Origin of the sequence: Allomesorhizobium aridi (assembly GCF_043769475.1) — a bacterium.
GTDB lineage: Bacteria > Pseudomonadota > Alphaproteobacteria > Rhizobiales > Rhizobiaceae > Allomesorhizobium.
Map to the genome: position 1 here is coordinate 2,795,153 of NZ_CP171729.1, position 22,526 is coordinate 2,817,678.

General features: G+C 63.7%; 21 protein-coding genes and 2 pseudogenes. 8 read left to right on the top strand and 15 right to left on the bottom strand.

Annotated features, from left to right (window positions below; translation table 11 throughout):
- Positions 1 to 43: 43 nt before the first annotated feature.
- The gene (metF, locus tag ACG873_RS15840; protein WP_394892945.1) at positions 44 to 979 is read right to left on the bottom strand and encodes a methylenetetrahydrofolate reductase [NAD(P)H]; all 936 of its coding nucleotides are present in this window, start codon (positions 977 to 979) and stop codon (positions 44 to 46) included.
- Positions 979 to 1,983: an ArsR/SmtB family transcription factor gene (locus ACG873_RS15845; RefSeq protein ID WP_394892947.1), complete on the bottom strand. Its 1,005-nt coding sequence runs from the start codon at positions 1,981 to 1,983 to the stop codon at positions 979 to 981. Before ACG873_RS15845 ends, metF begins: the two co-directional genes overlap by 1 nt.
- A 117-nt stretch (positions 1,984 to 2,100) precedes the next feature.
- Between ACG873_RS15845 and tsaA the strand changes: the two genes are divergently transcribed.
- The 3 genes from tsaA to ACG873_RS15860 all read left to right on the top strand — a co-directional run bounded on the left by tsaA (position 2,101) and on the right by ACG873_RS15860 (position 3,961).
- Positions 2,101 to 2,610: a tRNA (N6-threonylcarbamoyladenosine(37)-N6)-methyltransferase TrmO gene (tsaA, locus tag ACG873_RS15850; protein ID WP_394892949.1), complete on the top strand. Its 510-nt coding sequence runs from the start codon at positions 2,101 to 2,103 to the stop codon at positions 2,608 to 2,610.
- A complete protein-coding gene (locus ACG873_RS15855) occupies positions 2,607 to 2,921 on the top strand; it encodes a DUF2293 domain-containing protein (protein WP_394893540.1) in 315 nt (104 codons plus the stop codon). Before tsaA ends, ACG873_RS15855 begins: the two co-directional genes overlap by 4 nt.
- Before the next feature lie 173 nt (positions 2,922 to 3,094).
- Entirely contained in the window at positions 3,095 to 3,961 is an 867-nt protein-coding gene (locus ACG873_RS15860; RefSeq protein ID WP_394892950.1) for an aminotransferase class IV, read from the top strand.
- Between the two features lie 28 nt (positions 3,962 to 3,989).
- Here the strand turns inward: ACG873_RS15860 and ACG873_RS15865 are convergent, their stop codons facing one another.
- The 3 genes from ACG873_RS15865 to ACG873_RS15875 all read right to left on the bottom strand — a co-directional run bounded on the left by ACG873_RS15865 (position 3,990) and on the right by ACG873_RS15875 (position 6,651).
- Positions 3,990 to 4,607, bottom strand: a complete 618-nt coding sequence (locus ACG873_RS15865) for an MOSC domain-containing protein (RefSeq protein WP_394892952.1) — start codon at positions 4,605 to 4,607, stop codon at positions 3,990 to 3,992.
- 140 nt (positions 4,608 to 4,747) lie between these two features.
- Complete coding sequence (locus ACG873_RS15870) at positions 4,748 to 5,413, bottom strand: hypothetical protein (protein ID WP_394892954.1); 666 nt, start codon at positions 5,411 to 5,413, stop codon at positions 4,748 to 4,750.
- A 116-nt stretch (positions 5,414 to 5,529) separates the two neighbouring features.
- Complete coding sequence (locus tag ACG873_RS15875) at positions 5,530 to 6,651, bottom strand: beta-ketoacyl-ACP synthase III (RefSeq protein ID WP_394892956.1); 1,122 nt, start codon at positions 6,649 to 6,651, stop codon at positions 5,530 to 5,532.
- 233 nt (positions 6,652 to 6,884) lie between these two features.
- On the opposite strand from ACG873_RS15875, the gene ACG873_RS15880 reads away from it, so the two are divergent.
- Positions 6,885 to 7,298 carry a hypothetical protein gene (locus ACG873_RS15880; RefSeq protein ID WP_394892957.1) on the top strand — a complete coding sequence of 138 codons (414 nt, stop codon included), beginning with the start codon at positions 6,885 to 6,887 and terminating at the stop codon, positions 7,296 to 7,298.
- Between the two features lie 20 nt (positions 7,299 to 7,318).
- On the opposite strand, the gene ettA is transcribed toward ACG873_RS15880, so the two are convergent.
- The 3 genes and pseudogenes from ettA to ACG873_RS15895 all read right to left on the bottom strand — a co-directional run bounded on the left by ettA (position 7,319) and on the right by ACG873_RS15895 (position 11,086).
- Entirely contained in the window at positions 7,319 to 8,968 is a 1,650-nt protein-coding gene (ettA, locus tag ACG873_RS15885) for an energy-dependent translational throttle protein EttA (RefSeq protein ID WP_394892959.1), read from the bottom strand.
- A gap of 157 nt (positions 8,969 to 9,125) precedes the next feature.
- Positions 9,126 to 10,160: pseudogene (locus ACG873_RS15890) on the bottom strand (ATP-dependent DNA ligase); the annotation flags it as partial.
- A 233-nt stretch (positions 10,161 to 10,393) separates the two neighbouring features.
- Positions 10,394 to 11,086 (bottom strand): DUF2461 domain-containing protein, encoded by a 693-nt coding sequence (locus ACG873_RS15895; protein ID WP_394892960.1) that lies wholly within the window; start codon positions 11,084 to 11,086, stop codon positions 10,394 to 10,396.
- Positions 11,087 to 11,683: 597 nt separating this feature from the next.
- On the opposite strand from ACG873_RS15895, the gene ACG873_RS15900 reads away from it, so the two are divergent.
- The 3 genes and pseudogenes from ACG873_RS15900 (at position 11,684) to ACG873_RS15910 (ending at position 15,533) form a co-directional block, all read left to right on the top strand.
- On the top strand, positions 11,684 to 12,646 hold the full coding sequence (locus tag ACG873_RS15900) for an alpha/beta fold hydrolase (protein WP_394892962.1): 963 nt from the start codon (positions 11,684 to 11,686) through the stop codon (positions 12,644 to 12,646).
- 63 nt (positions 12,647 to 12,709) lie between these two features.
- Positions 12,710 to 13,885 (top strand): CaiB/BaiF CoA transferase family protein, encoded by a 1,176-nt coding sequence (locus tag ACG873_RS15905; RefSeq protein WP_394892964.1) that lies wholly within the window; start codon positions 12,710 to 12,712, stop codon positions 13,883 to 13,885.
- Positions 13,882 to 15,533 (top strand): annotated as a pseudogene (locus tag ACG873_RS15910) (thiamine pyrophosphate-binding protein). Before ACG873_RS15905 ends, ACG873_RS15910 begins: the two are co-directional and overlap by 4 nt.
- A 53-nt stretch (positions 15,534 to 15,586) precedes the next feature.
- Here ACG873_RS15910 and ACG873_RS15915 read toward each other — a convergent pair.
- The 5 genes from ACG873_RS15915 to ACG873_RS15935 form a co-directional block, all read right to left on the bottom strand.
- On the bottom strand, positions 15,587 to 16,027 hold the full coding sequence (locus ACG873_RS15915; RefSeq protein ID WP_394892965.1) for a CHRD domain-containing protein: 441 nt from the start codon (positions 16,025 to 16,027) through the stop codon (positions 15,587 to 15,589).
- A gap of 146 nt (positions 16,028 to 16,173) precedes the next feature.
- On the bottom strand, positions 16,174 to 17,145 hold the full coding sequence (locus ACG873_RS15920; protein ID WP_394892966.1) for an ABC transporter substrate-binding protein: 972 nt from the start codon (positions 17,143 to 17,145) through the stop codon (positions 16,174 to 16,176).
- Positions 17,146 to 17,171: 26 nt separating this feature from the next.
- Positions 17,172 to 18,293, bottom strand: a complete 1,122-nt coding sequence (locus ACG873_RS15925) for an ABC transporter permease (protein ID WP_394892968.1) — start codon at positions 18,291 to 18,293, stop codon at positions 17,172 to 17,174.
- Positions 18,290 to 19,168 carry an ABC transporter permease gene (locus tag ACG873_RS15930; RefSeq protein WP_394892970.1) on the bottom strand — a complete coding sequence of 293 codons (879 nt, stop codon included), beginning with the start codon at positions 19,166 to 19,168 and terminating at the stop codon, positions 18,290 to 18,292. The genes ACG873_RS15925 and ACG873_RS15930 overlap by 4 nt, the downstream gene beginning before the upstream one ends.
- Before the next feature lie 196 nt (positions 19,169 to 19,364).
- Entirely contained in the window at positions 19,365 to 20,156 is a 792-nt protein-coding gene (locus ACG873_RS15935) for an ABC transporter ATP-binding protein (protein ID WP_394892971.1), read from the bottom strand.
- 111 nt (positions 20,157 to 20,267) lie between these two features.
- On the opposite strand from ACG873_RS15935, the gene ACG873_RS15940 reads away from it, so the two are divergent.
- On the top strand, positions 20,268 to 20,678 hold the full coding sequence (locus tag ACG873_RS15940; protein WP_394892972.1) for a cupin domain-containing protein: 411 nt from the start codon (positions 20,268 to 20,270) through the stop codon (positions 20,676 to 20,678).
- 2 nt (positions 20,679 to 20,680) lie between these two features.
- On the opposite strand, the gene ACG873_RS15945 is transcribed toward ACG873_RS15940, so the two are convergent.
- Positions 20,681 to 21,064 carry a hypothetical protein gene (locus ACG873_RS15945; RefSeq protein WP_394892973.1) on the bottom strand — a complete coding sequence of 128 codons (384 nt, stop codon included), beginning with the start codon at positions 21,062 to 21,064 and terminating at the stop codon, positions 20,681 to 20,683.
- Between the two features lie 3 nt (positions 21,065 to 21,067).
- Complete coding sequence (hydA, locus tag ACG873_RS15950; RefSeq protein WP_394892975.1) at positions 21,068 to 22,516, bottom strand: dihydropyrimidinase; 1,449 nt, start codon at positions 22,514 to 22,516, stop codon at positions 21,068 to 21,070.
- Positions 22,517 to 22,526: the final 10 nt, after the last annotated feature.

Here is a 22,526-nt window from a genome sequence, read left to right on the forward strand (position 1 = left end):
TTAGGAAAAGGCCGGGCCACACGCCCGGCCTTTTCTTTGCCCCTCACGCCGCCGCGGAACCGGCCGCGGCAGCCGCCGGCATTGCAGCCGGTTCGTGGGCGCGGATGCCGATCATGTGGCAGACCGCGAACGCCAGGTCGGCGCGGTTCATTGTATAGAAGTGGAAATCGCCGACGCCGCGCTCGATCAGGTCCATCACCTGCTCGGCCGCAACCGCCGAAGCCACCAGCGCATGGGTCTGCGGGTCCTCGTCCAGGCCCTCGAAGCGTTCGGCCAGCCAGGCCGGAACATGCGCGCCTGCCCTTGACGAAAAGTTTGCCACCTGCCGGAAATTGTGAACCGGCTGGATGCCGGGCACGATCGGGATATAGATGCCGGCCCGGCGCACCCGCTCGACGTAGCGCTCATAAATGTCGTTGTCGAAGAAGAACTGGGTGATTGCGCGCGTCGCGCCATTGTCGACCTTGCGCTTCAGCATTTCGATGTCGGTCGCGAAATCCGGGCTTTCCGGGTGTTTCTCGGGATAGGCGGCGACGGAAATATCGAAATCGGCGATCGATCTCAGGCCGGCCACCAGTTCGGCGCCGTTCTCATAGCCGCCGGGATGGGGCGAATAGGCTTGGCCGACGCCCGACGCCGGGTCGCCGCGCAGGGCGACGAAACGTTTGATGCCGAGCGCGTCGTATTCGCGGATGACCGCGTTCACCTCGTTCCTCGACGCACCGACGCAAGTCAGGTGCGCAGCGGCAGGAATGCCCGTCTCGGTCAGAATGCGCTTGACCGTGCGAGCGGTGCGCTCGCGCGTCGAGCCTCCGGCGCCATAGGTGACCGATACGAATTCCGGCTGCAGCGGCTCCAGCCGCGTGACCGTGTTCCACAGCCGCGCCTCCATCTCGTCCGTCTTCGGCGGGAAGAACTCGAACGATACGCTTACCCGTTTGCCTATGTCGGGACGGCGTGAAAAGCGGAACTGGTTCATCAGGCGGTTTCCCTCTGCTCGGCGCCCTGCGCGGGGTCCGCGATTAAAAGTCGGCGATCGCGTCCAAGCCACAGCTTCACGGTAAGCTTCGCGTCAGGCGTGGCGCGCGGTTCGAATTCCAGCGTCTCCTCGAGGTCGAGCCCGGCCTCGGCGAACCATTCCGCGATCTGGCGATCGGAAAAGCCGAGCCTGATATGGGCATGCTCCTCGCGCAGGAATTCCAGCGCATGCGGCGCGAAATCGACGATGACCAGCCGGCCCGACGGCCGCAGCAGGCGCGCCGCTTCGCGAATGCCCGTCGCCGGATCATCAAGATAATGAAGAACCTGATGCATGGTCACCAGGTCGAAGGCGTCACGCTCCACGGGCGGCGCAAAGATATCGCCCTGCCGTACCTGTGCGTTGGATACGCCGGCCTTGTCGAGATTGGCTCGGGCGACGGTCAGCATTTCGCGCGACATGTCGATGCCGACGCCGCGTCGGTAGAGCGGCGCGAACAGCTCCAGCAGCCTGCCAGTGCCCGTGCCGAGATCGAGCATGGACTGGAATGGCCGCTTGCCGACGAGCTTCAGCAGCGCCGCCTCGACGGCTCGGTCCGGCGCGTGCAGTGAACGTATCTGATCCCAGCTCGCGGCGTTGCGGCTGAAATAGGAAGCGGCCCGCTCCTGGCGCTTGCGCTTGACGCCTGCCAGCCGCTCCAGGTCGCGCTCGATCTGTGGATCGCCGTCATGCACGCGCGACACCAGGCCGTGCACGAAGTCGCGGGTCGCGTCGTCGTCCGACAGGCGAAAAAACGCCCAGGAACCCTCCTGATAGCGTTCGATCAGCCCGGCTTCGAGCAGCAGCTTCAGATGGCGCGAGACGCGGGGTTGTGACTGGTTGAGGATTTCGGTCAGGTCGGAAACGGTGAGGTCGCCGCGCGAAATCAGCGCCAGGATTCTCAAACGGCTGGATTCGGCCGCCGCCTTCAATGTATCAACCATCAGGTCCAGGGTTACGCGCATCGCTATTGATTTATCCAAAAAGACATAAACATATCTTTATGTGAAAAGTTGACGCCATGCAACCGCAATGTCGCGGACTGGCCAGAAAATGACGCGACCGTATCGGGAGGCGCCGGCATGTTCGAAAAACGCGACGGCGAGATTGCGCTTGCCGACGATCCGGCGGCGATGCCGGCCGACGGCCATGTCGTGTTCATCGGCCGCATCCGCTCGCCCTGGACCTCGCGCGCCGACTGCCCGAAGAACATGGCTGCCGCCCGCGAACGCGGGCTGATGGCTACGGTCGAGATCGACGAGGCCTTCCGCCCCGGGCTGGAACGGCTGGACGGCGCCAGCCACGTCATCATCCTGTCCTGGTTCCACCATGCGCCGCGGAATCTGATTGTCCAGAAACCGCGCCATGCCTCTGAACCCAAAGGCGTTTTCGCCCTGCGCTCCCCTGCCCGGCCGAACCCGGTCGGCCTGCATGTGGCGAAGCTGCTCGCGCTCGACGTTGCGGCCGGCCTGCTGACGCTCGACGCCATCGACGTGCTGGACGGCACGCCGGTGATCGACATTAAACCCTACTTCGCGTCGATCGACGCCTTCCCCGACGCAACGATCGCCCGTCGCGAAAGCGGCGAATAACGATGGCGACCGGCCGCCAGCGCGCGATCGCCAAGGCGCTGACGGCGCTGCTGCCGCTTGCCCCCTATGCCGACACCGAAAAGATCCGCGCCGAGGCCGGCGCCCGGCATCTGAAGACCATGCCGCCGGCGATCGCCGTCTGGCTCGCGGCCATCGCCCACATTCGCCACGAGCACACCGATTACGAAAAACTGCTCGGCGAAGGTTACGACCGCGATTCGGCCCGCTTCTTCGTCGTCGACCAGACCAACGAAGTGCTCACCCGCTGGCGCGCGACGAGACTGCTCGATCCGGATGAGGACGAAGAATAGCAGCGCTTTCGCGGGGTTTGGCTCTATGCGACGATTTCCAGCAAGAGCATCGAGACGTGTAGCCAATCCAAGAAACCTGGGATGAACTGATGGTCGAACCCCGTGCCAATTCGCTTCCGCAAGTCCTGAGCCGTCACGCAGACCCGCATAGCTACCCCAACGGAGTAGCTTTCATGGACAGCCAGTATCTGCCTATGTCGGAGGCAAAGATTTCAGTACTCGATTGGGGTTTTCTGCATTCCGACGCCACGTACGACACGGTCCACATTTGGGGCGGGCGTTTCTTCCGCCTCGACCTTCACCTCGACCGCTTCTTCGCCGGGCTCGAAAAATTGCGCATGACGATCCCCTTCGATCGCAATGGCGTCGCCGAAATCCTCCACAATTGCGTGGCCCTTTCGGGCCATCGCTCTTCCTATGTCGAGATGATCTGCACCCGTGGCGCATCGCCCACCTTCAGCCGCGATCCGCGCGATGCGGTCAACCGCTTCATGGCCTTCGCCATCCCTTATGGCTCGGTCGCCGATGCGGAGCAGATGCAGCGCGGATTGCATGTCGCCATCAGCCAGACCGTGCGGATTCCCGCGGCCTCCGTCGACCCGTCCATCAAGAACTATCATTGGCTGGACCTCGTCCGCGGGCTTTTCGATGCCTATGACCGCAATGCCGAAACGGCGCTGATCCTCGACACGGCAGGCAATGTCGCCGAAGGTCCGGGGTTCAACGTCTTCATCGTCAGGGATGGCGCCCTGACCACGCCGGCGACCGGCGTGCTGCCCGGCATCACCAGACGGACAGTCTTCGACCTCTGCGCCGAGCAGGGTATTCCGGTCACCGCCGGCGAGGTGAGTGTCGATGCGCTCCGCAAGGCCGACGAAGTTTTCATCACCTCGACCGCCGGCGGCATCATGCCCGTCACGGCGTTGGACGGTCAGCCCGTGGCGGATGGCAAGGTCGGGCCCGTCACCATGCGCCTTACGGCGCTCTATTGGGAAAAGCATGCTGATCCGGCCTGGTCTACGCCGGTGCGCTATCCCTAAACCGATGGAACGCGAAAGCCTCGCGCGATCAGGCCCCGTAAATCCACTGCTCCGGCACGCGCGCCGAAACCTCCTCGCCGGACGCAATCGTGCCCGGCTTCTCGACCCAGGCGACCAGCCCGCGCAGGCGTTTCGCCGCTTTGGGAAACAGGAGCGAGCCGGCTTCGATGTCAGGCATCTCCGCGCGCTCGGCGATCTGCCGGCCCGCGATCCGGCACGGGCCGTTCTGCGCATCCACCTTGAGCGTCACGCCGCCCTTGAAGAACAGCATGGTGCCCGAAGGCAGCATCGATAGATGCGGCACGCCGGCCAGAAGCAGGTTGGCGCCTATCCATTCCGGCCTGATTTCGGCGAGCCCCATGCGCGCGGCGACGATATCGAGTTCGTCCGGCGCCACGATTGAAAGCTGCCGCTCGTTGCGCATCTCGGTGCCGCGCGGATACCAGGGTTCGCGCCCGCCGGACCTGCGCGTATAGCCCGCGTGGATATCTCCTTCGATCCCCTCGAAGCCGAGCCTCAGCATCTCCGTTGTAACCGTCTCGAAATGGTCCGCCGGCGCGACATAGAGGCCCGCGACCCTGCCGGCGAGCTTTCGTGCGGGAAGGATTTGCGGCTCTCCGTTCAGCGGAGCGAGCAGGTCGAGCATCGGCGTTTCCCTGGTTGAGGATTTCGCGAAACTGCCGTCGAACGGCTTCGGCGTCCAGCCAAAAAGCCTGATCGGTTTATGACAGCCGCTGATGCGACCCTGCGGTTTTGCTGAATCCTCGCGCGCCGAACTGCCGCCGCTCAGAACTCGCACGCCCCGGGTAGAATGTCTCCCGTCCAGTCCGCAAGCTTCACGGGCGTGAACGTCCCTTCGATTGGTTGATTCTCTTCGTCCAGACCTTGCGTCACGACGCCTTTCCCGGCGAGAAAATCGATCTCGCAGCCCCCTATGACCGTCTCCACATTGCCGTCCGCGGTGTGGGTGTTCCAGTCCCAATCCTTGGCGTAGTCGGCCACCACGAACTCGCCGTCGCGGTAGGCGATCGTCAGCGTCTCTCCCCATGTCTTGCTGGCACCCCAGCCATAGACCGACGTGACAGCCAGCGATCCGTCGCCATCGCTTTCGAGAGGCTGGACCCAGGGCGTGCGATCCGTATCGGCGATCGCCTTTTTTGCGAACGAAGGCTTGCGTGAAAGATCGAGTTTTTCCTCGCCTCCGGCCAGATAGATGTTCAGGTCGACCCGTTCGCCCGGGCTGAGGCCATACCGCTCTTCGGTCAGCGGATGAAAATCGGTGCGGCCTGGTCCCACCAGCACAAGCACGGCCCGGTCCATCTTGCCGTCCCTGTCGAGGTCCAGCGTGGCCTCGTAAAGCGCTTCCGTCTTTTCCTCCGCGAGGGCAGGCGGCGCGAAAGCCGCCAGCACGGCAATTAGGAACAAGGCCGCGTGTCGAGACGATGTCTTCATGGCCAAACTATCCGGGCTTCGGTCCAGCCACGATAGCACCGGTCGGGTGAGGACGAAACTCGCGAACAACTGTGGCGAGTGGTGAAAACTCGGAGAACTCGCCGGCAAGGCTCCTGTCAGAGCTTCCTCAGCAGCGCGCCGCCGATCGAGTACCCCGCCCCGAAGGCGCAGAGCAGGCCGTAGTCGCCCGCCTTCATGTCCTCGTGGTTTTCCTTGAACGCGATGATCGCGCCGGCCGCGGCGGTGTTGCCGAGCCGCTCCAGCACCATCGGCGCGCGGTCGTGACCGACATCGTGGCCGAAGGAGAGCTTCAGGATCATGGCGTTCATGCGCGCATTGGCCTGATGCAGCCAGAACCGCCTGATGCCATGCGGCGTCAGGCCGTGCTCGGCAAGGAAATCCACGATGAAGCGATGGCCGGCCACCGTCACCTCCTTGAACACCTTGTTGCCGACCTGCTTGATCATGTTGCCGCGCATGTCGATCGCGGAGGTGTCCTCCTGCCCGGCCCGCAGCAGGAAGCCGAGATTGGTGCGGATGTTGCTGGAAAACTGTGTCCAGCCGCGCGTGTCGAGCACCTCGAACTTGCCCGGCCGGGTCTCGCCCTCCTCCAGCGCCTCCACAACCATGGCCGTCGAGGCGTCGCCGAAGATGAAATGCGTCTGCCGGTCGCGGAAGTTCAGATGCCCGGTGATGATCTCGGGCGTCACCACCAGCACCCGCTTCTGCCCGCCCGCCCGCACCAGGTTCGACGCCACATGCAGGCCGGCGGCGGCCGACGAGCAGCCGAGGCCCATGTCGAAGGCCGCGCCCTTGATCCCGAGCGCATTCTGGATTTCGATCCCGATCGCCGGATAAGGCCGCTGGTGATGCGAGGCCGCGCAGATGACGAGGTCAATGTCTTCGGGGCCGAGCCCCGCATCGTCGAGCGCGCGCCGCGCCGAAGCGACGCCGAACTCCGCCATCACCGACAGTTCGTCATCGCCGCGCGGCGGGATGCGCGGCGTCATCCGCTCAGGATCCAGAATCCCGTCCAACACTAGTACGTGGCGCTTCTTGACCCCCGACGCATAGACGATGAAGTCGGTATCGGACTTCGCCAGCTTCTCTTCACCGGTGATCTCGCGGCGCGCGTTCTCGGCGTCCACCCAAATGTTGAAGCTGTCGACGAGCTCCTCATTGGTGATGGAGGCCTCGGGGATGACGACGCCGACGCCGCTGATGATGACGCGATGCATGCTGCTGAACGATCCCCGTGCGGTTGCCGCGACCCTGCCCACGCACGCCCTACAGTTTCGCGGTCTCCCGGTCGACACTTTTGCCGTGTAGCAGTTTACGCCGGCTTAAGCGCCACGCCCGCGATCCTGTCAAGCGCCACGCCGATCTTTCGGCCGCAGCCGACGCTTTACGCTCACGCTGGCCAGGCGTATCGTCGCTGCGGGCCGGGAAGAGCAATGCGTCAGGAGGGTTCATGATGCGCGCGACTTCCATAGTTCCTGCAATTATGTCGATTCTAGGCATTGCCGCGCCGGCCGTGGCGGCCGACGTCGCCTGCAACGGCCTCGTCACCTCTGGCGACACCATGATCTGCTCCGGTTTCGAGCCGAACTGGGCGGTCGAGCTGAGTTGCGTCGGCGGGACGATGCAGTCCTCCTTCATCGACGCATTCTCCGGCGACGGCATCCAGACCACGCCGGGCACTGTAACCTTCTCATCCGAAGACCCATGGACCTTCGAGACCAGCCACGGCATCCGCGGCACGATCGCTGCGACGCCGGGCGGCTGCACCGACGAAAGCGACGCCGTGCGCGACTACACTTTTACGCCGACCGCCGTGCCGGGTCTGAGCGGCCCGTTTTTTCCGTTCTGCTGCCGGATGAGGTGAGCGACGCCGTCCGGATCGACCTACCTTGTCAGCCGCTTATACGTCATCCGGTGCGGATTGACCGCATCCGGCCCGAGTCGTCTGATCTTGTCCTGCTCGTAATCCTCGAAATTGCCCTCGAACCATTCGACATGGCTGTCGCCCTCGAAGGCGAGGATGTGCGTGGCCAGCCGGTCGAGGAACATGCGGTCGTGCGAGATGATGACGGCGCAGCCGGCATAGTTTTCCAGCGCGTCTTCAAGCGCGGCCAGCGTCTCGGTGTCGAGGTCGTTGGTCGGTTCGTCGAGCAGAAGCACGTTGCCGCCGGTCTTCAGCATCTTGGCCAGGTGCACGCGGTTGCGCTGGCCGCCAGACAGATTGCCGACCTTCTGCTGCTGGTCGCCGCCGCGGAAATTGAACGATGAGCAGTAGGCGCGGGTGTTGACGTCGTGCTTGCCGAGCTTGACCACTTCGGCGCCGCCGGAAATCTCCTCCCACACGGTCTTTGACGGGTCGAGCGTGTCGCGGCTCTGGTCGACATAGCCGAGTTTCACCGTCTCGCCGACGCGGATCGTGCCCTCGTCGGGTGTCTCCTGGCCGGTGATCATGCGGAACAAAGTCGTCTTGCCGGCGCCGTTCGGGCCGATCACGCCGACGATGCCGCCGGGCGGCAGCTTGAATTCCAGATCCTCGATCAGCAGCCTGTCGCCATACCCCTTGTTCAGGCCGGCCACCTCGATCACGACATTGCCGAGACGCTCCCCATGCGGAATGACGATCTGCGTGTCGGAAGGACGGCGCTTGTCGGCCTGCTCCAGCAGATTCTCGAACGCCTGGATGCGGGCCTTGGACTTGGTCTGGCGCGCTTTCGGGCTGGAGGCTATCCACTCGCGCTCGCGCGTGATTGCGCGCTGGCGCGCATCGTCCTCGCGGCCCTCCTGCTTCAGCCGTTTGGCCTTGGCTTCCAGATAGGCGGTGTAGTTGCCCTCGTAGGGAATGCCGCGGCCGCGGTCGAGCTCGAGGATCCAGCCCGTCACATTGTCGAGGAAGTAGCGGTCGTGGGTGATGATCATCACCGCGCCCTTGTAGGCGCGCAGATGTTTTTCCAGCCAGGCCGTGGTCTCGGCGTCCAGATGGTTGGTCGGCTCGTCGAGCAGCAGAAGGTCGGGCTCGCGCAGCAGAAGCTGGCACAGCGCCACGCGGCGGCGCTCGCCGCCCGAAAGGTTGGTCACGTCGGCGTCCTTGGCCGGGCAGCCCAGCGCTTCCATCGCCATCTCGACCTGCTGTTCGAGATCCCACAGGTTCAGTCGGTCCATCTCGTCCTGGAGCTTGGCCGACTCGTCGGCCGTCTCGTCGGAATAGTTCATCATCAGCTCGTTGTAGCGGTCGATGATTGCGGTCTTCTTGGCAACGCCTTCCATAATGTTGCCGAACACGTTGAGCGCCGGGTCGAGCTCCGGCTCCTGCGCGAGATAGCCGACGGTCGCGCCCTCGGCGAGCCAGGCTTCGCCGCTCCATTCCGTGTCGATGCCGGCCATGATCTTGAGCACGGTCGACTTGCCGGCGCCGTTCGGGCCGAGAATGCCGATCTTGGCGTCGGGGTAGAAGGAGATGTTGAGGTTTTCGAGGACCTTCTTGGTGCCGTAGGCCTTGGTCAGGTCGGCCATGTGATAGATGAACTGGCGTGCCACGCGCGCATATCCCGTAATGTTGAGGAGAGTTGGGCGCTATGTAAGCGAAGCCACCCGCAACGGCAATGCTTTCGCGCCGGTTGGGGCGCCATGCCGCGTCGCACGTCAGGCCGGTGCGATCACCTCCCCGATCAGTTCTGCCCGGCCGCGCCTCGCGCTCCAACTGCTCAAAGGTGCATTGGCGCGGCGCCTTGTCCGGCCGCCAGCGCAGGAGTTTGGTGCCGTGGCGGAAGCGGTCGCCTGTCACATGATCGTAGCGCACCTCCACCACCAGTTCCGGCCGCAGCTTCTCCCATTGCGCCGAGCGCTCGGTCGACCAGCGGCTCGGCCCGCCCGGCGCGCGGCCGGTGAAGCCGGTCCCGCCCTTCAGAGCCTCCAGCTTCTCCGTCAACTCAGCCCGCTCCGCATCGTAGATCGTCGAGGTGAAGCCGACATGGTGGAGCAGGCCGTCATCGTCATAAAGGCCGAGCAACAGCGAGCCGACAAGCGTGCTTGCCGAGCCGTAGCGAAAGCCGCCGACCACGCAGTCGGCCGAACGCATTCGCTTGACCTTCAGCATTGCGCGCTCGCCGCTTTCATAAAAACCGTCGAGCTGCTTGGCGACGACGCCGTCGAGCGCTCCGCCGGCCCGCGCCAGCCAGGCCGCCGCTTCCTCGCGGTCGCGCGTGAAGGGCGAAAGCCGCAGCCCCGACGCATGCCCGATCCGCGCGAAGAAGCTTTCCAGCCTGGCGCGCCGTTCGGTCAGAGGCGCCTTTACCAGGCTTTCGCCGCCGGGCGCCATCGGCATGTCGAACAGGATGAACATCGCCGGCGTCTCGCGCGCCAGCTTGCGTATCCGGCTTTCGGCGGGATGAAGCCGCATCTGCAGCGCATCGAAGGACAGCGTGTCGCCCTCGGGGATGGCGAGTTCCCCGTCCAGCACGAAATCCTCGCCGGGCAGGTTTTTGACGGTCTCGACCATTTCCGGAAAGTAACGCCCCAGCGGCTTGCCCGATTTCGCGTAGAGTTCGACCTCGCCGCCGGCCTTCACGGCCAGGCAGCGAAAGCCGTCCCATTTCGGCTCGAACTGCCAGCCGGGTTCGTCCGGCAGCTCGTCGACCTGCTTCGCCTCCATCGGCTCGATCGGCGCTGAGAGCGGAGGTGCAGTTCGGCTGTCGGCAGCAATTTCGTCACGGGCGGGCATGGACGGCATCCTTGTGCTCGATAAGACCCAGCACTCCCGGTTGTTCCAACAGACGCGGCAGTGGTTCAGGCTCCAGGGTGTGTTGAGATTCAGGTCAGGCCAAGTCGGAATCGAAGAGGGCGCGCAGCGACCAAAATGGTGGATTTCGAGAACCGGAGCGGAGCGTACGTTTAGGTACGTGAGCACCGGAAGCGCAGAAAGCCGCCATTTGCAGACCGGCATCACCTGAATATCAACACACCCTAGTTCGCCACCTTGTCGAGCAGCCAACTGCCGACTGGCCAGCTCGCGGCGAAATGCGCCAGCGCGCGCTCGGCGAAACCGGGCGTCGTGGCCTCCTCAGCCGGAAGTTCCTTTCCGGCGTAAAGCCCCTCATGCAGCAGAAAGCGGGCGCGCTCATGGGCGCCGTCATAGCCGCGCGGGACGCTTTTGCGCGTTGCTCCGCCGATCTCGTAGCCCGCCGCCGCAACCGAGCCGGCAATTTCGGCGAGTTCCCGGCCCGACCGCCCGTCGAGCGCGGCCAGCCGAAAACGCTCCAGCATCTCGTCCTTGAGAACATGCATCCCGCTACCGATGAAGATCGTTTCCGGCGCGATGCGCAGATAGAAGCCGGGCCGGTCCCAGCCTTTCTTGTCGCCGTGCCAGAACCAGATATCGAGATGATCCTTGTAGGGCCGCTTGTCCCTGGAGAAGCGGATGTCGCGATTGATGCGGGCAATCGAACCGTTCACTTTCGGCTCGTAGCGCACCCTCTCTGAAACGCCCGCGAGCTTCGGACCGACCGTCTCCACGAAACGTCGCGCCGGCTCGACATAGCCCGCCTCGTAAAGTGCGCGGTTGGCCTCAAACCAGTCCCTGGAATTGTTGTCAGCGATCCCCCGCAGGAATGTGAGAGTTTCGTCCGGAAACCGCGAGAACTCCTTGCCGGCCATCATCTCCCTCCCGAACTTCGACAAACAACCATAGCACGACGACATCTAGGCGCATCCGACGTGAATGGAATCCACTCCCATTTTGGCTCCAGTGAAGAAATACGCTTCGAAAATCAATGGGATGCACGATTTTTGAAGAATCTTCGCACCCGTGTTTATCCACACCCCCTGCCACCTCCACCATACTCGATCCCGGCAGCTTGCTGGTGGGAACGGGTGTACACGACCGGCATCCAGGCAAGTGTGGCGCCGGAGATGATTCCCGCATGGTCGCGCGGGGCGCTCCGGCCCCGGGTCGAACCTGTGCGCCCGCGCTCCGTCCCACATTACCGGGACGGGGCATGGGCCGGGAGCGGCAAGGGGATAAAACGTCGGCGGCGCATGGCAGCGCGTCAAATAACTAAATTGATCCGGCGTGGTTGCCATGCGCCGCTTCCCACAATGGCCAGACCGGAAACGGGGCGTGGCGCCGGAGAGGTGCGTGCCGGAGCGAATGCCGGGGACATCGGCGGCAACCTCATCTCCTGCCGAAGACCGACGCGGAGCAACACCTTGACGCCCTGCCCATCTTCGCCAACAGTCCTCATCGGGGGAGAAAACATGCCTTTCGACGACCAACGCACGCTCGCCTCGCCAACCGGCGCAGCCCTCAATCTTTACCTGAAGCAGGCTGACGGCCCGGCGCGCGGCGTCGTTCACATCAGCCACGGGCTTGCCGAGCACGCCGAACGCTACGCCCGCTTCGCCGATTTCCTCAGCCAGCGCGGGCTCCACACCTACGCCCACGACCATCGCGGCCACGGCTTCACCACCGCGCCGGGCGCGCCGCAAGGCATGTTCGGCAGCCCCGATGGTGGCGCGAAGGTCCTGGCGGATATCGGCGCGGTCCACGACCTCATCGCCCGCGAACAGCCCGGCCTGCCGCTGATCCTTTTCGGCCATTCGATGGGCGGCATCGTCGCGCTCAATTTTATCCTACGCCATTCCGCGCATCTGCATGCGGCCGCGATCTGGAATGCCAACTTCTCCGCCGGCCTTCTGGGCCGGGTTGCGCAGGCCATCCTTGCCTGGGAGCGGTTTCGGCTGGGCTCCGACGTGCCGTCCCGCATGCTCCCCAAAATGACCTTCGTCGATTGGGGAAAGAAGGTGCCGAACCACCGCACCCTGTTCGACTGGCTGTCGCGCGATCCCGAGGAAGTCGACAAATACATCGCCGACCCGCTCTGCGGCTGGGACGCCTCGGTGTCGCTCTGGCAGGATGTCTTCCGCTTTGTCTTCCATGGCGCGGACGACGCGAATTTTGCCTCGATCCGCAAAGACATGCCCTTCAGCCTGGCAGGCGGCGAAAGGGACCCTGCGAGCGACGGCGGCAAGGCTGTCGAGGCGCTCGCCGCCCGCATGCGGCGGATGGGCTTTTCGAATCTGGTTTCAAAGGTTTACGCCGACACCCGCCACGAAAGCCTGAACGAGGTGAATCGAAACATCATCATGGAGGATTTTGCGGAGTGGGCAGACGCAATCCTGCCAAAGCCAGCGTCGTCGAGCGTCGGCGCAACGCAATGAGATGACATGCCGGGGCGAGACCTGTTAGAGCCTTGCGCCGAACCTGTTCAAACACGGTATGAAATGCCCAACCCCCCGCTCCACGGCGTCCGCGTCATCGAACTCGCCCGCATCCTGGCCGGCCCCTGGGCGGGTCAGCTGCTTGCCGATCTGGGCGCCGACGTCATCAAGGTCGAGAGCCCGGACGGCGGCGACGACACCCGCAAATGGGGGCCACCATTCGTCACCGGCAAGGACGGCGAGAATTTGTCGGCCGCCTATTATCATTCCTGCAACCGCGGCAAACGCTCGATCGCCATCGATTTCTCGAAACCCGAAGGCGCCGAGACGGTCCGCAGGCTGATTGCCACCGCCGACGTGATGATCGAGAATTTCAAGCTTGGCGGCCTGAAGAAATACGGCCTCGACTATGAGAGCCTGAAAAAAATCAACCCGAAGCTGGTCTATTGCTCGATCACCGGCTTCGGCCAGAACGGCCCCTACGCGCCGCGCGCGGGCTATGATTTCATCATCCAGGGTATGTCCGGCATGATGTCGATAACCGGGGCTGCCGGCGGCGAGCCGCAGAAGGCCGGCGTCGCCATCTCCGACATTTTTACCGGGCTCTATTCGGTCATCGCCATACAGGCAGCACTCCGCCATGCGGAAGCAACCGGCCAGGGGCAGTATATCGACATGGCGCTGTTCGACACGCAGATCTCCGTGCTCGGCAACCAGAACCTGAACTATCTCGTCTCAGGAAACTCGCCGGTTCAGATGGGCAACGCCCACATGAATATCGCGCCCTATGAAGTGGTGCCGGTGAGCGACGGCCATATCATCCTGGCTGTCGGCAATGACAGCCAGTTCCAGCGCTTCTGCGCAGTAGTGGGCCTGGATGAGCTGGCTGCCGATCCCGACTTCGCCACCAATTCGGCCCGCGTCACGAATCGCGCCAGATTGCGCGAGACGATCATCGAGCGACTTGCGGCCCGCAGCCGCGACGAACTGCTTTCGGCGCTGGAAGGGGCCGGCGTGCCGGCGAGCCCGATCAACACGATCGGCCAGATGTTCGCCGACCCGCAGACCATCGCCCGCGGCATGCGGCTCGATCTGGACGACGGCCACGGCAACACGCTGCCCTCGGTGCGCGCGCCGATGGTGATGTCGGAAACGCCGCTCGTCTATGAACGCCCCTCGCCGCGGCTTGGCGAGCACACGGCCGAAATCCTTGCCGAACTGGAGAGAACCGGATCATGAAAACCGGCGGAAAGCTGATCGTCGAGGCGCTGGAAACCAACGGTGTCGACCGCATCTATTGCGTGCCCGGCGAATCCTACCTTGCCGTGCTCGACGCGCTGCACGATTCGAACAGCATCCGCACCATCGTCTGCCGGCAGGAGGGGGCGCTGCGATGATGGCCGATTGCCACGGCCGGCTGACCGGCAAGCCCGGCATCTGCTTCGTCACGCGTGGCCCCGGCGCCACCAACGCCTCGGCCGGCATCCACATCGCCATGCAGGATTCGATCCCGCTGATCATGTTCATCGGCCAGGTGGCGAGCCATGCCAGGGAACGCGAGGCCTTCCAGGAGGTCGACTACCGGGCTTTCTTCGGTCCCCTCGCAAAATGGGCGACCGAGATAGACAACGCCGCGCGCATTCCCGAGATCGTCACCCGCGCATTCTCAGTCGCCACCTCCGGCCGGCCCGGTCCGGTGGTGATCTCGCTGCCGGAGGACATGCTGACCAGCCTCGCCGACGCGCCCGACGCCCTGCCCTTCACGCCGGTGGAGACCCGTCCGGGCGCCGAGGAAATGGCGCGGCTGGAGGAGCTTCTCGGCAAGGCCGAGCGCCCGATCGCCATTCTGGGCGGCTCGCGCTGGAGCGCCGAGGCGAAGTCGAAATTCGAGCGCGCCGCCGAAGCCTGGGCGCTGCCGGTCGGCTGCTCCTTCCGCCGCCAGATGTTGTTCGACCACCTCCACCCCTGCTATGCCGGCGATGTCGGCATCGGCCCGAACCCGAAGCTCGCCGCCTACATCAAGACGGCCGATCTCGTGCTCTTGATCGGCGGCCGCTTCGGCGAGATGCCGTCCTCCGATTACACGCTGATGAAGAGCCCATACCCGGACCAGACGCTGGTGCATGTGCACCCGGACGCGAACGAACTCGGCCGCGTCTATCGGCCGGCGCTGGCGATCAACGCCTCGCCCGATGCGTTCGTCGAAGCCTTTGCCGAAACGGGACCGGAGGCCGTGCCGGACTGGTCTGTCGAGACCCAGCGGCTGCATGGCCACTATCTCGACTGGTCGACGCCGCCCGAGACAGGGCCCGGTGCGGTGCAGATGGGCCCGATCATGACGTATCTCGAGTCGGTGCTGCCCGATGACGCGATCATGACCAACGGCGCGGGCAATTACGCCACCTGGGTGCATCGCTTCCACCGCTTCCGCCGCTACGCCACGCAGGGCGCGCCGACTTCGGGTTCGATGGGCTACGGCACGCCTGCGGCGGTCGCGGCAAAGGCGCTGTTCCCGGAGCGCGAAGTTATCTGCTTCGCCGGCGACGGCTGCTTCCTGATGAACGGCCAGGAATTCGCAACCGCCGTGCAATACGACCTGCCGATCATCGTGATTGTCGTGAACAATGGCATCTACGGCACGATCCGCATGCACCAGGAGCGGGAATATCCCGGCCGTGTCGTCGCCACCGACCTAAGGAATCCGGATTTCGCGGCCCTTGCCCGCGCTTATGGCGGCCATGGCGAGACGGTGGAGGCTACCGCCGAATTCGCTCCCGCCTTCGAACGCGCGCGGGCGGTGGGAAAGCCCACGATCATCGAGATCAAGCTTGATCCCGAAGCGATCACGCCGACGCGGACGATGACCGACATTCGCGAAAAGCGGTGACACAAAAAGGAGGCGTTGCCCGCCTCCTTTTTCAACGGGACCAAGCCCGCGTGTTACATTGCGGATTTCTCCACCTGGCCGCGGATTTCGCCATCGGGATGCGCCGCCGTGTGGATATTGACGTAGTACCTGCCCGCCGTCAGGTCGGCCGCCTGCGCATCGGTCAGCGTCGCCGTCCCGGTTGCGCCGCTTTTCGTATCCTCGATCGGCACCGCCACATCGGCATTCTCGCCTTTCGGCGCCGGCCCGTGGAAATGCGCGCCGGTCGCGTCGCCGGTCAGGCCGGAATATTCGATCGTCCAGTCGAGCTTCTTGGATTCTGTGTCGAAGGTGATGTCGGCGGTGCCCTTGCCGGCGCTGTCGTTCGGCGGCACCTCCTGAGCGGATTCCAGCGTCGCCGACATTTTCATCATTTCGGCCAGCGCCGGCGACGCGGCAAAGATTGCGGCGGAGATTGCTAGGCCGGCGGCAAGCGGCGAGAGATGGATGCGCATTTCATTCCTCCCGTGATGTTCTTTGCGAGAGCCGTGCGGATTTCCGGCGGCTGCGCAGCTAACGGCGTGCAACGGGATAAGTTTCCTGCACACGAAAAAAGGGGCGGTTTCCCGCCCCTTTTCCGGCTTGCCTGGTTGGACAGAAGCTACTGGATCGCCTTGTCGGTGATCGCCGAGGTCCAGGCGCCGGTCGGCTCCTTGGAGATGATCTTCTGGTCCTGCAATGCCTTGGCGGTGCGCTCGTAAGCCGCTTCGACCAGTTTGCCATCGGCATTGTCGATGAGCTTGGCGACCTCGCCCATCATGCGCTTCTGGTGGTTCTCGTCCTGCCCGCCATTCTCCACGACGATATCCGCCGCCTCATCAGGGTTTTCGACGGCGTATTTCCAGCCCTTCATCGAGGCGCGCACGAAGCGGACCATCTTATCCTCGAAGGCCGGATCCTTCAGCTTGTCTTCCATCGCGTAGAGGCCGTCCTCGAGCAGGTCGTTGCCCATCGCCGAATAGTTGAAGACGATCAGGTCTTCCGGCTTGTAGCCGGCGTCGATGAGCTGCCAGTACTCATTGTAGGTCATCACCGAGATGCAGTCCGCCTGCTTCTGGATCAGTGGTTGCACGTCGAAGCTCTGCTTCAGCACCGTCACGCCGTCGGCTCCGCCTTCCGTCGACAGGCCGAGCTTGTTCATCCAGGCGAAGAACGGATATTCGTTGCCGAAGAACCAGACGCCGAGCGTCTTGCCCTTGAAGTCGGCTTCGGACTTCACCGGGCCGTCCTTCGGGCAGACGAGCTGCATGCCCGCCTTCTTGAAGGGCTGGGCGATGTTGACCAGCGGCACGCCCTTTTCGCGTGCAGCCAGCGCGCCACCCATCCAGTCGACGATGACATCGGCGCCGCCGCCGGCGATCACCTGCTCGGGAGCGATGTCGGGCCCGCCCGGCTTGATCTCGACCTCGAGGTTCTCCTCCTCGTAGAAACCCTTGTCCTTGGCCACGTAGTAGCCGGCGAACTGGGCCTGCGTGACCCATTTCAGTTGCAGGGTCACCTCGTCGGCGGCCCATGCCTGTACGGCAGCCAGCGACATCGCGCCGGCAAGCATGGAAACAATCAGTTTTTTCATTTTTTCATTACCCTCTGAAGTTTCGTCTATCCCCCACGGACAGACGGATGCCAAAACGTGGTGGCCCTTTCGATCAGGGCGATCACGCCATAAAAGACCGAACCCGCGAGCGCCGCAACCGCGATTTCGGCCCATGCCATATCGACCCTCAAGAGGCCGATCTCTGTGGAGATGCGGAAGCCCATTCCCACGACCGGCGTGGTGAAGAACTCCGCCACGATGGCGCCGATCAGCGCCAGCGTCGAATTGATTTTCAGCGCGTTGAAGATGAAGGGCGCCGCCGCCGGAAGGCGCAGCTTGAACAGGGTCTGCCAATAACTCGACGCATAGGTGCGCATCAGGTCGCGCTCCATGTGGCCGGAGGCGGTCAGGCCAGTCACCGTGTTCACCAGCATCGGAAAGAAGGTCATGACCACGACCACGCCGGCCTTGGACGGCCAGTCGGGACCGAACCAGGTGACCATGATCGGCGCGACGCCGATGATCGGCAGCGCCGACATCATGTTGCCGATAGGCAGCAGGCCGCGGCGGAAGAACGCGATGCGATCGGCAAGAATGGCGACAAGGAAGCCCGCCGAGCCACCGATCACATAGCCGGTCAGCGCCGACTTGAAGATGGTCTGGTTGACGTCTGCGGCCAGCATCGGCAGCGAGGTGACAATGCGGGCGGCAATCGCGCTTGGCGGCGGCAGGATGATCGCGGATACGCCGGCGCCCCTGACGATCGCTTCCCAGATGACCAGGATCCAGACACCGAACAGCAGCGGAACGGCCAGCCGCACGAAGGTCCGGCCCTGCGCCGTGACAGGCCGAAGGTGTGAGAGAACGCTGACGGTGCGCCAAGCCAGCAGCCATGTCGCCGCCAGAAGCGCGAAATACGACAACCGCGCCGTGCCTTCATAGCCGGCGAGACCGGAAATCAGCAGCCACCCCGCGCCGTGCGTCGCAGCGAACAGCAGGAACACCGAGCTCGGCCGGAAGCCGCTGCCGGCCGAAAAGACGATCGCGGCGAGGATCATGGCAAAGATTTCCGCTGTCGCCACCGCGCTCATGCCCGGCTGGGCGCCGAACAGGGGCAGGCCGAATGCTGCGCCGACGCACAGAACGAGCGCCGAGAGCGCCTGCCAGGACAGCCCAAGACGGGTCATGCCGGCCGCCCTCCCATGCTCTTTTCGACCTGCCTGCCGGCGAACCCGACAATGCCGACCAGGATCAGCGCCACCACCGACCCGGCGATGAGCGCCGCCCAAATGTCGATGGACTGGCTGTGATAGGCGCCGATGAGCAGCTTCGCGCCGATGCCGGCGACCGCGCCGGTCGGCAGTTCGGCCACGATCGCGCCGACCAGGCTGGCCGCGATCGCGACCTTCATGGAGGTGAAGAGGAACGGCACCGAGGCCGGGACGCGCAGCTTCCAGAAGGTCTGCGACGGGCTGGCATTATAGGTGTGCATCAGATCGAGATGCATGATCTCGGGAGAGCGCAGCCCCTTCACCATGCCGACCGCGACCGGGAAGAAAGACAGGTAGGTTGAGATCAGCGCTTTGGTCACAATGGCGGGCGTATTGAACGGACCGAGCAGGAGGATAACCATCGGCGCCAGCGCGATGATGGGAATGGTCTGCGAAACGATGATCCAGGGCATCAGGCTGCGGTCGAGCGCCGTGACGTGCACGATGCCGACCGCGATCAATATGCCGAGCGCCGTGCCGAAAGCGAAGCCGAGCAGCGTCGACGAAAGCGTGACCCAGCCGTGGTAGACGAGGCTGCGGTTGCTGGTGATCTTCCGCATAAACGTGTTTTCGAAGAAATTCTGCGCCACCTGATGCGGGGCGGGCAGCGTCGGCTTGGGCTGCGACAGCGTCTTGCCCAGAAATTCCGTGAAGCCCGGCGTTTCGCCGGCACGGCGGTCGAGGTCGCGCTGGAACGGCGCGTTCAGGAGAATGGCGAAGCCGTACCAGACGACGACCAGCGCCGCGAGGATCGCGGTGACGGGGATGATCTTGTCGCGCAGGCGGTCCATCTAGCGAGGCTCCATTCCTCGCCCCTGCGAAGCGGGGGAGAGGTGCCGAGCAAAGCGAGGCGGAGAGGGGGTCAGCGGTGGCAATCCTGTCTCTGATTGCAGACGTCCAGAGGAAAAAGCAGCCCCCTCTCCGGTTTGCTTCGCAAACCACCTCTCCCCCGCTTCGCAGGGGCGAGGAACCGCTGCCTTGCCCCCCTCAATCTTCATAGCTGTGCCCTGCCCTGAGCCCATCACGCACCCGGGCCGCTATCGCCAGGAACTCCGGCGTCTCCCGAATGTCGAGCGGGCGCTCCTTCGGCAGCGTCGATTCGATCACGTCAGTGACGCGCCCCGGCCGCGGCGACATGACGACGATGCGCGTGGACAGATAGACCGCCTCGGGAATGGAGTGGGTAACGAAGCAGATCGTCTTGTTGGTCCGCCGCCAGAGTTCCAGCAATTGCTCGTTCAGGTGGTCGCGCACGATCTCGTCGAGCGCGCCGAACGGCTCATCCATCAGCAATAGGTCGGCGTCGAACGCCAGCGCGCGGGCGATGGAGGCGCGCTGCTGCATGCCGCCTGAAAGCTGCCACGGATATTTCTTTTCGAAGCCGGTGAGGTTGACCAGGTCGAGCGTCCGCTGGACGCGGTCCTTCTGCTCTGCCCTGGAAAGGCCCATGATTTCCAGCGGCAGCGAGACGTTTCGCTCGATAGTGCGCCACGGAAACAGCGCCGCCGCCTGGAATACGTAGCCGTAAGCCCGGCTCTCGCGCGCCTGTTCCGGCGTCATGCCATTGATCTCTATCGTGCCGTCAGTCGGCTTTTCGAGGTCGGCGATCACTCTGAGAAACGTCGTCTTGCCGCAGCCCGACGGCCCGATGAAGGAAACGAACTCCCCTTTGCCGATGGTCAGGTCGACATCGGAAAGCGCCCGTACCGGCCCGTCATTGGTCTCGAAGGTCAGGCCGAGCTTCCTGGCGGAGACAACCGCTGGCGAAGCATCTCTCATATCATCGCTTCGGCCTCGTGGCTCCAACCCAAAACTCATTGCATTTGTATTCGTGCTGATCTTCACTGCCACCGCGCCTGTCAGAAACATTTTCTTGGAAGCTATGCCACTATGACGGTTCAATCAAAACCCACCTGCCGTCTGGTTCGCCCCGACAGTTCCTATTACGGGAAGCAGGGCTTCAGCTACCTTGCCGGGATCGCCGCCGAAACAGTCGGCTCGTCGGGCATCTGCATGCACCTTCTCACCATTCCGCCGGGAGGACGCGCCAAGGCGCATATGCATGAAAGCCACGAGACGGCGATATACGTTCTGAGCGGTGAAACGCATACCTGGTACGGCGATAATCTTGAGCATCATGTTGTCGTCAAGGCCGGCGACCTCTTCTACATTCCGGCCGGCGTGCCGCATTTGCCAGCCAACCTCAGCGACAAGCCGGCCTCGGCGGTTATTGCCCGCACCGATCCCAATGAGCAGGAAAGCGTCGTGCTGCTGCCACATCTCGACGCACTGGTGCGATAGCCTCACGGGCACTTCCTGACCTCGCCCCAAGGCTCCCCGTTGGACGCTCGGATGCGGGTCAGCGCCGGATCGGTCATATCCTTTTCGACGATGAAGGTCTCGACCGTCCGGTAATCTTCGCCTTCGTGGCTGCAGAGCCCGGTTGCAACCTGGGTGCCGTCCTTGGCAGTCGACACCTGCAGCCAGTCGCAGCCGATTACATAGCGCTCGACGCCCTCGGCCTTCAGCACCAGCATTTCGTCATTGTCGTAATTGCCGTCGCGTACGAACTTGCAGCCGGCCTCGTTGCCCCAGGCACCCTCCAGGGCAAGGGTCTGTGCCTGCGCTGGACCAGCTACTGCGGCAACGATCGCTACTGCGAAAGTGATCTGGATATGCGGACCCAAGCCTTAAACTCCCGCCGGAATACCGGTTCGTTCCACCTTGCGCGGGGCGACGACTTCCTTCCATTTCGACAGCGCGCGATTGACCGCCGCATTCGGCTCGCGTCCGACGAACTCGCCATGGCCGGGCTTGGCCATCACGTCAGATTCCTGGATCACCAGTTCGCCGCGCGACAGCACGAAGCGCGGCATGCCCGTCACCTCGAAACCTTCGAAGACATTGTAGTCGATCACCGACTGCTGGTTCTTCGCCGAAATCGTCTTCTTGCGCTTAGGGTCCCACACCACGATGTCGGCATCCGCGCCTTCGACGATGGCGCCTTTTTTCGGGTACATGTTCAGTATTTTGGCAATGTTCGTCGATGTCACCGCAACGAACTCGTTCATTGTCAGCCGGCCGGTGTTGACGCCCTTGGTCCACAGCACCGGCATGCGGTCCTCGAGCCCGCCGGTGCCGTTCGGAATTTTCGTGAAATCGCCAACACCAAAACGCTTCTGCTTGGTCGTGAAGGCGCAGTGGTCGGTCGCCACAACCTGCAGCGAACCAGCTTGAAGGCCGGCCCACAGCGAATCCTGATGCAGCTTGTTGCGGAAAGGCGGGCTCATCACGCGCCGCGCAGCGTGGTCCCAATCCTTGTTCATGTATTCGCTTTCATCGAGCGTCAGGTGCTGGACCAGCGGCTCGCCGAAAACCCGCATGCCCTTTTGGCGCGCCCGGCGGATCGCCTCGTGCGCCTGCTCGCAGGACACGTGCACGACATAGAGCGGCGCGCCCGCCATGTCGGCGATCATGATGGCGCGGTTGGTCGCCTCGCCTTCCACCTCCGGCGGCCGCGAATAGGCGTGCGCCTCGGGACCGTTATTGCCTTCGGCAAGGAGTTTCTGCTGCAATTGCGCGACGACATCGCCGTTTTCGGCATGAACCAGCGGCAACGCGCCGAGCGCCGCGCAGCGCTGGAACGACGAATACATCTCGTCGTCGTCGACCATTAGCGCGCCCTTGTAGGCCATGAAGTGTTTGAACGAGGTGATGCCCTTGTCGACCACCTCCGCCATTTCGTTGAACACCTGCTCGCCCCACCAGGTGATCGCCATGTGGAACGAAAAATCGGCGCATGCCTTCGAGGTCTTGTTGTCCCACATCTGCAGCGCTTCGAGCAGCGACTGGCCGGGCGAAGGCAGGCAGAAATCGACCACCATGGTGGTGCCGCCGGCGAGCGCCGCGCGCGTGCCGCTCTCGAAATCGTCGGCCGAATAGGTGCCCATGAACGGCATTTCGAGATGCGTGTGCGGATCGATGCCGCCCGGCATCACGTAGCAGCCGGTCGCGTCATATTCATGGTCGCCATGCAGGTCCGGCCCGATGCCGATGATCTTGCCGTGCTTGACCAGCACGTCGCCCTTCCAGGTGCGATCGGCCGTGACGATGGTGCCGTTCTTGATGACTTTGGACATATTTTCGGTT

Coding starts and splice junctions, on each gene's coding strand:
- tsaA (WP_394892949.1), top strand. CDS start 2,101: ATGTTCGAAAAACGCGACGGCGAGATTGCGCTTGCCGACGATCCGGCG.
- ACG873_RS15915 (WP_394892965.1), bottom strand. CDS start 16,027: ATGCGCATCCATCTCTCGCCGCTTGCCGCCGGCCTAGCAATCTCCGCC.
- hydA (WP_394892975.1), bottom strand. CDS start 22,516: ATGTCCAAAGTCATCAAGAACGGCACCATCGTCACGGCCGATCGCACC.
- ACG873_RS15940 (WP_394892972.1), top strand. CDS start 20,268: ATGACGGTTCAATCAAAACCCACCTGCCGTCTGGTTCGCCCCGACAGT.
- ACG873_RS15870 (WP_394892954.1), bottom strand. CDS start 5,413: ATGAAGACATCGTCTCGACACGCGGCCTTGTTCCTAATTGCCGTGCTG.
- ACG873_RS15930 (WP_394892970.1), bottom strand. CDS start 19,168: ATGGACCGCCTGCGCGACAAGATCATCCCCGTCACCGCGATCCTCGCG.
- ACG873_RS15860 (WP_394892950.1), top strand. CDS start 3,095: ATGGACAGCCAGTATCTGCCTATGTCGGAGGCAAAGATTTCAGTACTC.
- ACG873_RS15935 (WP_394892971.1), bottom strand. CDS start 20,156: ATGAGAGATGCTTCGCCAGCGGTTGTCTCCGCCAGGAAGCTCGGCCTG.
- ACG873_RS15845 (WP_394892947.1), bottom strand. CDS start 1,983: ATGCGCGTAACCCTGGACCTGATGGTTGATACATTGAAGGCGGCGGCC.
- ACG873_RS15920 (WP_394892966.1), bottom strand. CDS start 17,145: ATGAAAAAACTGATTGTTTCCATGCTTGCCGGCGCGATGTCGCTGGCT.
- ACG873_RS15880 (WP_394892957.1), top strand. CDS start 6,885: ATGATGCGCGCGACTTCCATAGTTCCTGCAATTATGTCGATTCTAGGC.
- metF (WP_394892945.1), bottom strand. CDS start 979: ATGAACCAGTTCCGCTTTTCACGCCGTCCCGACATAGGCAAACGGGTA.
- ACG873_RS15925 (WP_394892968.1), bottom strand. CDS start 18,293: ATGACCCGTCTTGGGCTGTCCTGGCAGGCGCTCTCGGCGCTCGTTCTG.
- ACG873_RS15865 (WP_394892952.1), bottom strand. CDS start 4,607: ATGCTCGACCTGCTCGCTCCGCTGAACGGAGAGCCGCAAATCCTTCCC.
- ACG873_RS15905 (WP_394892964.1), top strand. CDS start 12,710: ATGCCCAACCCCCCGCTCCACGGCGTCCGCGTCATCGAACTCGCCCGC.
- ACG873_RS15875 (WP_394892956.1), bottom strand. CDS start 6,651: ATGCATCGCGTCATCATCAGCGGCGTCGGCGTCGTCATCCCCGAGGCC.
- ACG873_RS15900 (WP_394892962.1), top strand. CDS start 11,684: ATGCCTTTCGACGACCAACGCACGCTCGCCTCGCCAACCGGCGCAGCC.
- ACG873_RS15895 (WP_394892960.1), bottom strand. CDS start 11,086: ATGATGGCCGGCAAGGAGTTCTCGCGGTTTCCGGACGAAACTCTCACA.